The organism is Limnofasciculus baicalensis BBK-W-15 (assembly GCF_024178385.1).
In the GTDB taxonomy this organism is placed as follows: domain Bacteria; phylum Cyanobacteriota; class Cyanobacteriia; order Cyanobacteriales; family Coleofasciculaceae; genus Limnofasciculus; species Limnofasciculus baicalensis.
Genome location: NZ_JAMZMM010000232.1, coordinates 1 through 9,761 on the forward strand (window position 1 = coordinate 1; position 9,761 = coordinate 9,761).

General features: G+C 41.4%; 9 protein-coding genes. 4 read left to right on the forward strand and 5 right to left on the reverse strand.

The window, feature by feature from the left end; all coding sequences use genetic code 11:
- Positions 1–25: 25 nt before the first annotated feature.
- Together NJ959_RS19770 and NJ959_RS19775 are read right to left on the reverse strand one after the other, a co-directional pair.
- The gene (locus NJ959_RS19770) at positions 26–1,435 is read right to left on the reverse strand and encodes a DUF2079 domain-containing protein (RefSeq protein ID WP_254013459.1); all 1,410 of its coding nucleotides are present in this window, start codon (positions 1,433–1,435) and stop codon (positions 26–28) included.
- A gap of 203 nt (positions 1,436–1,638) precedes the next feature.
- Entirely contained in the window at positions 1,639–2,436 is a 798-nt protein-coding gene (locus tag NJ959_RS19775) for an HAD family hydrolase (RefSeq protein ID WP_254013460.1), read from the reverse strand.
- A gap of 332 nt (positions 2,437–2,768) precedes the next feature.
- Between NJ959_RS19775 and NJ959_RS19780 the strand changes: the two genes are divergently transcribed.
- From NJ959_RS19780 to NJ959_RS19790, 3 genes are all read left to right on the forward strand, one after another.
- A complete protein-coding gene (locus tag NJ959_RS19780) occupies positions 2,769–4,772 on the forward strand; it encodes a serine/threonine-protein kinase (RefSeq protein ID WP_254013461.1) in 2,004 nt (667 codons plus the stop codon).
- Positions 4,773–4,924: 152 nt separating this feature from the next.
- Entirely contained in the window at positions 4,925–5,572 is a 648-nt protein-coding gene (locus tag NJ959_RS19785; RefSeq protein WP_254013462.1) for a response regulator transcription factor, read from the forward strand.
- Positions 5,573–5,778: 206 nt separating this feature from the next.
- Positions 5,779–6,453: a response regulator transcription factor gene (locus NJ959_RS19790; protein WP_254013463.1), complete on the forward strand. Its 675-nt coding sequence runs from the start codon at positions 5,779–5,781 to the stop codon at positions 6,451–6,453.
- Positions 6,454–6,532: 79 nt separating this feature from the next.
- Here NJ959_RS19790 and NJ959_RS19795 read toward each other — a convergent pair whose 3' ends face one another.
- The 3 genes from NJ959_RS19795 to NJ959_RS19805 all read right to left on the reverse strand — a co-directional run bounded on the left by NJ959_RS19795 (position 6,533) and on the right by NJ959_RS19805 (position 9,530).
- Complete coding sequence (locus NJ959_RS19795; protein WP_254013464.1) at positions 6,533–6,856, reverse strand: (2Fe-2S) ferredoxin domain-containing protein; 324 nt, start codon at positions 6,854–6,856, stop codon at positions 6,533–6,535.
- A gap of 148 nt (positions 6,857–7,004) precedes the next feature.
- The gene (locus NJ959_RS19800; RefSeq protein WP_254013465.1) at positions 7,005–9,332 is read right to left on the reverse strand and encodes a caspase family protein; all 2,328 of its coding nucleotides are present in this window, start codon (positions 9,330–9,332) and stop codon (positions 7,005–7,007) included.
- Between the two features lie 30 nt (positions 9,333–9,362).
- A complete protein-coding gene (locus NJ959_RS19805) occupies positions 9,363–9,530 on the reverse strand; it encodes a hypothetical protein (RefSeq protein WP_254013466.1) in 168 nt (55 codons plus the stop codon).
- On the opposite strand from NJ959_RS19805, the gene NJ959_RS19810 reads away from it, so the two are divergent.
- Positions 9,529–9,761, forward strand: a 233-nt coding sequence (locus NJ959_RS19810; RefSeq protein ID WP_254013467.1) for a hypothetical protein, incomplete at its 3' end; no start/stop codon positions are given. The two genes, NJ959_RS19805 and NJ959_RS19810, sit on opposite strands and share 2 nt — an antisense overlap.

Below are 9,761 nucleotides of genomic sequence, written 5' to 3' on the forward strand. Positions count from 1 at the left end.
GGTTGGGGAGGGGTCAGACTTATAGCTAGGGGATGAGTAAAGTAGATTTTCTCCCAAACAAATAAACATCATCGCGCTGAGAAATAACTTGAAACTCCGGTTCATTTTTCATGCGTGCCAATAAACTACCGACAACTTGTGGGTTACTTCCCCAACCCGGATGACGGAGATTTAGTAACACATAATCGAACTCAGTTAAGTTAGCTAATTCCGAACCCTCAGTGGTCAACTTAACCACAGAGCGATGAGTTAAATGGGGGGCTACTTGCGCTGGCACTAAAACACCACCTTTAGTTTTAATTTGAGAAATTGCCTCTCTTGTTGCTTTCCATGTATCGATGGATTCCAAATATTTCGAGCCAAAATAACCGAACTTAGCTAAAGCGATAAATGCCACCAATGACCACAAAATAATTACCCGTCGATTTTGGATCGATCCTCTCCCTGCTGCTAGACTAGAAATAACTGCTAGCAAAAGAAAAGGTATAGCAGGCAAAGAGTATTGATGAATTAAATCTTTTTGCGCTTGGTAGTCAGTTATCAAATTCATCAATAATGTTGGTATCGCACCGACTAAAGGAGTTAAATGCTGTGGAGAAAGTCCCCAAATTATGGGGGCTAATAATAAAGCCAGATATTCCAAATTAGGCAGCGTGAAAATCTTTTCTAGTACCAAACCGGGCTTGAGTAGAATATTTTTGACAATCTCCAAAAGTGAATCTCCTAAAAAAGCATAACGTCCTACCGCTTCTACACCATTAGGTCTAAAATGGGGAATAACAACCTGTGTCACAATTAAAAACCAGGCAATACCAGCAGAAAGGGCAATGCTACCAGATAGGCGCTTCTTCTCAAAGACTAACAGCCACAACCCCATCGCTGCGACAGTTAAGGATAAACCATCTCGGCAACCAAAAATCAGGATTAGGGCTAAACAAAACCAACCAATGCGATTATTTCTCGCGGCCAAAACAGCTCCTAACATAGCTGGCAGAGCAATTACTTCACCATGAAAATCAAATAGATTCAGATTAAAAATTAAAGGATATAATAGATATACCCACGCTATTGCTGTGGCTTGCGACTTCTGCAAACCAGCCTGAATCGCTAAGTAAAAAGTCGGTAATGCCCCTAACGCCAAGGCAACTGCCTGTATAGCAAACAACCAGTAAACAGAGGGATAAATTTTGTAGAGGAATGCCACACCATAGAGAATCCAGTCGGCATGTCCCCCCATAAAGTGATAGCCCCAAAATGAGACAATGGGTGTCTCTCCCTGACTAATTAGGTAAGTAGCTTGATCGAAATAACCTAAATCGAATGCTGTTGATTGAAATAGGATATGGCGTAAACTACTACACGCAAACAAGATTAAAGCACTTACTGCGGCTATCGCGAAAATCACAGCACTAAGCTGAAACTCTTTTTCTTTCATGCCTGAGAGGATAGACTTTCTGGAATTATAAACCTTTAACTATAGTTTGTTACATTCTCCTAATATAGCACTACGCATTAAGATGAGGACATATTTTCAAGCTAAGTTATTCTTGATTCAGGATTGAACTTGAAACAATGTCCTCACCTCTGTTGGTAGTGCTATATTTGCCCAAACACAGCTTTGTCTGACTCATTTCCATCTTAACTAACATCCTTCATTCTTTTTAACAAGTAATGAGCAGCCGTTAGCAAATCGCAGAAAATACCATCGGGTTGAAATTGCTTCAGATAAAGCTGAGAACGAATACCGCAGGTGAGAGCAATACTAGGAATTGAAAGTGCTTGAGCAGCCAGAAGATCCGCTTCAGTATCCCCCACCATCCACGCAGATGTTTCCTCTCCTGGAAAGCGATATTGTTCGGAGATAGCTGCCTCTAAAAGTTGTGTTTTCCCATCAGCATTATTTTGATAAGCAGCATCACTATCGCCAGTACCGTAAATCCCACTAAAAAGACGAGTCAATCCATAATTTCTCAGGATTTGTGTAGCTTGTGACTGACACCGTAAAGTTACCAACACCAACTTAACACCCTGAGAATGGAGTAAAGCTAACGCCCAACTAACTCCCGGTTGTAGTCGATCTTGTCTCAATAACTCAGGATCGTTTACAATCTCGATCACTCGCCCCAAAAAAAAATTAATCGCTTCCCCTTGCAAACCGGATCTCAGGGCAATTTCCACATCAGCAACACGATTTTGCTTCATCTGCCAGAATTGCTCTTTATTCATCTCCTGAATAGGTAAAATGAATCCTCGATCTTGGCAAATTGCTTTAGTATCAGCCAAGGCTAGCTTATAGGTACTGTAGTAGCGATTAGAAACATCAACGATGGGACCATCGAAGTCACAGAATAGAGTGAGTTGTTTAGCAGGGCTGGCAGTGTTATAACCACCATTGCCTTGGGGAGGTTGCAAGTCTGGGTTAGCAACGCCAATCATAAATCTTTACTCAGAGAACTGTTTTGCAATACTTCTTTACAAGATAACAGGTTAAACATAATTTGTAATCCATCTTTATAAAAAAAAATATCAGATCTGCTTATGTTATATAGCAACAGTATTTGATTTGTGACGATTAACCGCCTCAGAATCCCGGTTTCTCAAAGAAACCGGGATTCTTGTTTCTGACGCTTGATTTAGGATTGCGATCGCAAATCCATAATACCAATTCCTCTAACCCCTATCCCCTATCCCCTAACCTTTAAGTGGATAATTAACACACCTCATCCTAATATTGGGGTATAACCATATATATGTGCCCGTAGCTACTTATGAGCTACTGTATCAACCCCATTTGCTCTCAACCTGACGATTCTGCCAACACCAACAATCGCCTCTGTCGCCATTGTGGTTCAGAATTGTTGCTCCAAGGAAGATATCAGGTGATGCGCCTGCTAAGTGACAAAAGCGGTTTTGGTATCGTTTATGAAGCATATCAAGGGACAATCCCTAAAATCCTGAAAATCCTGAAACCAAAGCACAATAAGAATCCTAGAGTTATTGAGCTATTTCAACAAGAAGCAGCCGTATTAAGCCAATTGAATCATCCCGGTATCCCTAAAGTGGAATCCGATGGATACTTCCAGTTTTTCCCCAGAGGTAGTACAGAAGCACTCCATTGTATCGTGATGGAGAAAATTGATGGACTAAACTTAAAGCAGTGGATGAAGCAGCAGGGTAACCACCCAATCTCACAAGAGCAAGCGCTTAACTGGTTAAAGCAACTTGCAGAAATTCTGCATCTCGTTCATCAAAAGCACTACTTCCATCGCGATATTAAACCAGAAAATATCATGATTCGTTCCACAGGGCAACTAGTATTGATTGATTTTGGCACGGCAAGAGAATTGACTTATACTTACCTGGCTGAAGTCGGTGGAGGAGGGAGTGTGACTAAAATTAGTTCCGCTGGTTATACACCACCAGAGCAAGAAAAAGGTCATGCTATACCCCAGTCTGATTTCTATGCTTTGGGGAGAACTTTTCTCTATTTACTAACTGGAATGGAAGCGACGGATCGGGATATTTACGATCCTTTAACAGATGGATTAAATTGGCGCAAATGCACTAGCAATATTGCCAACAATCTGGCTAACTTTATCGATAAGCTCATGGCTCCTACAGCGGTGGATCGTCCTAAAAATACCCAGGAAATTTTAGACGATCTCGCAAATATTTCTCATAAAATATCCCCCTCTGAATCAGCCACCCATATTGAGACTAATACTACCCCCCAATCCCCTGGAATTCAACCAATTTCCCTCCTAACAACAGTGCATCAAAAACTTGCCAAGCGTAAAAAAAGATGGTTGATTGCTGGTGCAGTTACTTTGGCTATTGGGTTAGCAGGATATGGCAATTGGCTTTATCAAGAATACAATCCCAGAATCATTCAAGTTGCTAACAACCGTCAGGGAGAAACTAGCTATGTTAATTATCTAGTTTTCAGTCCAGATGGTCAAAGAATAATCAGCAGCAGTGCCGATAAAAAGATTAGAATTTGGAATTTAACTAATGGCCAAGAAATTAGCACAGCAATTAAGCATTCTCTCCCGATTAATTACTTCGCCATTGGTCCAGATTGGCATACAGTTGCCATGGGCGGAGCCAGCAATACAATCGAAATTTGGAATTGGGAAACTGGCAAACTGATTTCAACACTGGCAGCGCATACGGGAGCGATTAATTTCCTGGTAATTACTCCCGATAACAATAACCTAATCAGTGCTAGTGCAGACAAAACGATCAAAATTTGGGATCTAGACACGGATAAGCCAATTAAAACCCTGACTGGTCATTCGAGTTTTGTCAATTATGTTATCCTTAGTCCGGATGGTAAAAAAATAATCAGTGCTAGTGCAGATAAGACGATTAAGATTTGGGATTTCGATACAGGCAAAGAAATCAATAGTCTAACAGGACATACTAGCTTTGTCAATTACCTTGTCATTAGTCCAGATGGCAATAAATTAGTAAGTTCTAGTGCAGATAAGACCATAAAGATTTGGGATTTTGATACAGGTAAAGAAATCAATACTCTAACAGGACATTCCAGCCCAGTTAAGCCCATTGCGATTAGTCCAGATGGCGATAAATTAGTCAGTGGTAGTGCTGATGGAATTATTAAAATTTGGGATTTGACTACCTATAAAGAAATCCGCACTCTCAATGGACATTCTAGTTCAGTTAATTCTTTAGCGATTAGCCCGGATGGGAAGAAATTAGTTAGCGCTAGTGCTGATGGTACGATGAGGGTTTGGAAAATGCCGAAATAGTTATTGGTTGTTAGTTATTTGTTTTTGGTTGTTGGCAAGAGACTAAACAACAAATAACCAACAACCAGTGGGGAGTGGGGAATGACTAATAACAAACAACCAACAACCAACAACTAACAACCAACAACCAACAACTAATAACTAATAACAAAATGAATTACCATATTTTAGTCGTAGAAGATGAAGTTAAACTAGCTCAATTTATTGAACTTGAACTCAAGTATGAAGGATATCAAGTCACTGTAGCAAACGATGGGTTAACAGGATTGACATCCGCACGGGAATCTAAGCCTGATTTAATTATCCTTGATTGGATGTTACCAGGGATATCAGGTCCAGAGATATGCCGAAGATTGCGCACGACGGGGGATAAAGTACCGATTATTTTATTAACAGCTAAAGATGAAGTAAGCGATCGCGTTGCTGGTTTAGATGCGGGTGCGGATGACTATGTGGTAAAACCTTTTAGTGTGGATGAATTGTTAGCTATAGTGCGGGCACATTTGCCACAAATGTTTCATCATATAAGTTTATATCGCTGTAGGCGTGAATTCTATAGTGGCGATCGGCTCATTCCCCTGACAGTATCTGAATTTGATCTACTCGAATATTTTTTCACCCATCCTCGCAAAGTTATCACCAGAGAGGAGCTTTCTACTGCAGTTTATGGGTGCTATTATGTAGATGACCGTATTCTTAATATTAATCTATCGCTTTTGCGCAGGAAGCTGGAAGCAAATGGGGGAAAATGTTTACTTCAAACTATACGCGGGGTAGGCTGGATGTTGCGGGAACCGTAAGTTAGTAAGTTCTAGCGCAGACAAGACAATAAAAATTGGGGATTTCGATACAGGGAAAGAAATGCCAACTCTGACAGGACATTCCAGTGGTACGATGAGGGTTTGGAAAATGCCGAAACGGTTATTGGTTATTGGCAAGATCCCAAACAACTTGCTAACAAGGGGCTTAAGCCCCTTGTCTACCAACTCCACCAACAAACAACAAAATGACTTATCATATTTTGGTTGTAGAAGATGAAGTTAAACTAGCTCAATTTATTGAACTTGAACTCAAGTATGAAGGATATCAAGTCACTGTAGCAAACGATGGGTTAACAGGATTGACATCCGCACGGGAATCTAAGCCTGATTTAATTATCCTTGATTGGATGTTACCAGGGATATCAGGTCCAGAGATATGCCGAAGATTGCGCACGACGGGGGATAAAGTACCGATTATTTTATTAACAGCTAAAGATGAAGTAAGCGATCGCGTTGCTGGTTTAGATGCGGGTGCGGATGACTATGTGGTAAAACCTTTTAGTGTAGAAGAATTGTTAGCTAGAGTGCGGGCACATTTGCGACGAGAAAGTCCAGAGGAGCCAGATACTTTACAATTTTCTGATTTAAGCTTAAATCGCAGTACTCGTGAAATCTATCGTGGCAATCGGTTAATTGAATTAACAGCAAAGGAATTTGACTTACTCGAATATCTTCTCATCCATCCTCGCCAAGTACTTACCCGCGATCAAATATTAGAGCGAGTTTGGGGGTACGATTTTATGGGTGACTCAAATATTATTGAGGTTTACGTGCGGTATTTGCGATTGAAGTTAGAAGCGAATAGTGAAAAACGTTTAGTTCAAACTATACGAGGGGTGGGTTACGTGTTACGGGAATAAAACCAAACTCGATAACTTCTTCCCTCTAACCTCTCACCCCTAACCTCTTACCTCTTTTTCCTAACCTCTTCCCTAAATTTCAAAAACTAAAACGTATATGAATCCGGGGATTAAGTTTAGCTTCAATTGGGTTCCCCCCCACTAGATGTTGTTCAACAATTTCAGGTATATCACTAGGTTTAATGCGACAGTACCAAGTTTCTTCAGGAACAATTCGCACCGTAGGACCGCTACTACACTGTCCCTGACAGCCTGTACCGACTATCTTATAGTTTATCCCCTCAATAGCTTCAAAGGCAGCTAATACTTCTGCTGAACCTGCTGCCAGACAAGATCGATACTGACAGACTAATACAGACTTCTCCTCTAGTTGTGAATCTTTATTTTGGGAATCCGTGTCCACTGGTTGTTGAGTTGAGTAATAAGGGCTTCAATTCCATCTTAGCTTCTGAAAGATGAAGTGTGAAGGGTTAAGGCTGAAATCAGAAAACTAATTAGGATAAATTATAATTTTCTTTTTCATCCTTCATCCTTCATCCTTCATACTTCACTCAAACAACCTGATAAATAAAACTCAAAGTAGCCCAAGCCTTCACATCCAGAGCATAACTATCAGAAATAGTACCAATCCGATCTGAACTAACTCCACTACCTTGATGTAAATCTTGCAAAATCCCTTGCACCACATCTAAGGAATTAAACAGATTGTCAATCCGCTCTCCTTTAACCGTAGAAATTATCCCCTCTTGTAGTTTTGCCATCGCCTGATTAAAGGGAAAAGGACTACAAATCAATTGAAGTTCCCACAATCCTGGCAATCCCGCTAGCGCCCAATCAAAAGTAGCCGCAGGATCTGGTATTGTCATAGTTTCTCCTGGTGCAATTGCCCCATCTTGTACAGGTAGATTGTTGTCTGCTCTCGGTAATGGGGAAACAGGTGGATGCGGATAAAATGCGATCGCATTAGCCCCAGTTTGAAAACCCAATAGCATAAAATAAATAGGGCGTTCGCTGTAATTCTCCAACCGAAACTGAATCCTACTCCCTATTGGTAAACTTGGCAACTTACCCATCTTCACATCGGATAGCAATTCCGGGGAATTGCTTGCTAAATCTATAGGTTGTCTAGATAAAAATCCTCGCCTAGTTTCACGTACCGCGATTGTCTTTTCTTGAGGAAAAATCATTTCCAGATCCGCTCTAATAGCCAATCGGGAACACCCTTCATTTGCTGTTAGACGCAACAACTTGGATGCCAGCAAAGTTTTCAGTTTCGGTACTAACCTACTGACTGCCGATTTCACCGCCTCTCCACTTTCCCCAGCCGTATTCCGAATCGGCTCTCCACCAATATAGAACAGTCCATAGCCGGGGGAACTATTAGGTAAAATATCTTCTATACTTCCTTCCTTTCTCCTTTTACCAAATAAGTAATCAGCAGATTGTTCCCCTGCCACTACCACCGATGATACATCATGAATACTGGCAAAAGCACTAGTAGCATCAACCCTTTCAATTCGTTCTAATTTAGCATCTAGGGCGATAGTTACAGTAACATTTCGAGGTATAATCCTCACCACCTCTTGCACTAATTGTCCTACTTGAAGTGGGTAATTAGAAATAGTATTGCTGGCGATAACTTCGGCTGTAGCTGTCAGTCCAACTTTGGTGCGAATTTGCAGTTGTTGGTTGTTCGTTGTTGGTTGTTCGTTGTTTTTCAACTCATCCCTAACGCCTACCCCCTGACTAGTATTTTCATTGACTAATTCCAAGAGGGAATTAGTCCCGTAGTATTGGAGAACTGTTGCAGGTAATCCGCCTAACCATAACTGTGCAGTTGTCCCGCTACTATCTACACTAGTAATAACACCATCCGCCCCAATATTAGAGTTAGAAAGTATGTAATCAGTAAATAAGGAATCGAGATCTTTTTCACCTATTAGTTTCGGCTGCTGATTTATCCCAATAAGCTGATTTATACTCTGGGCTGTTCTACTCATAGTAATCTGAACAGTAGTTCCTGGTATTGCCTGCCACAAGTACTGAGTGAGAGCATAGGTAAATAAGCCAGCAGTAAAACCATTCCATTTAGCTTCCATTGCCAATTGAGACAATCCAGCCGCTGCAAAAACTAGCCCCGGCATTATATTTAGATTGGCAGGTTTTCCGGGGCTAATTTGTGCTAATAGTTGCTCTTGAAACGCTAATTCTTCCGAATTTGTAGCTTCTGCGGGGGGGTAAGAAGTACTTCTTACCCTTAAGTTTCCTTGAAGAATATTTACCCTATCGATATGACTAGTATCGAGAATTGTCGCCACGCGGGAGCTAGCTATGGATAATAGCAATAATGCCAGAGTTTCTGCCAGTAAATCGTTTGCGGGAACCCCATTAGTGGGGACAATACCATCGACTGGAACAAAACTATTTTGCCACTTTTCTAAGTTATTGGGATCGGAGGTAGGATTCCTCTTGACGCGGCTACCATAACCGCTGAAGTGGAATACCACCACATCACCCGCCTTCGCCTGATTAACTAGATGCTCCATAAACCCAGTTTCAATCGCCCTGCGAGTTGCTTGGCTATCGGTTAGGGTTAATATATCTCTGTCATTGAAGCCAAATCGATGAATCAACAATTCCCGTTGCATTTCCACATCTGTAACACAACCGCCCAAAGCCGTCATCTGCGGATACTGGTTAATCCCCACTAGTAGCGCCAACTTCCGTTGAGTCGGTTGTGCCAGCGCCTGACCATAACGATCTAATATAGGTATGGCTAGACTTCCATCAAACAGAAGTGATAGCAACGTCTCACTCGCCCCTAGAGCGGCGATTCCGAAACCAGCTTTTTGCAGAAAAGTCCGCCGATTAAATCCCATATAGCAATCAGCTTGATTTAATTTCAGCTTTTAGCCTACCAGGATTAAACACCAACAGCTAACGTACTCGATCCCAGACTTAGCACCAGTTAATCCGCAAAATTGAATTTCAGTAGCATAAGTTACACTTTTGATACGACTATAATTTGGTATTGCTGCTATCGCCCTTAACCCAGCCATCTTTGGAATTCCTTTCATGAAACTCCTCTGGCATCCACTCATCGTCGTCTTAGGTATCCTTCAGCCTATCTCGACATTAACAGTTTTAGCCCAATCCCGCGATATCTCTGAGGTTGGGCTGACTCCTGGGCATTCAAAAGTCTTAGCACAAGAGGTAGACAGAGAAAAAGATGGTGAGGTGGTGAATGAAGAACTCGCTGAGTCGTTCCTGTTAAAGATAGTAGATCGGAAGAATGAGGAAGACAAGGG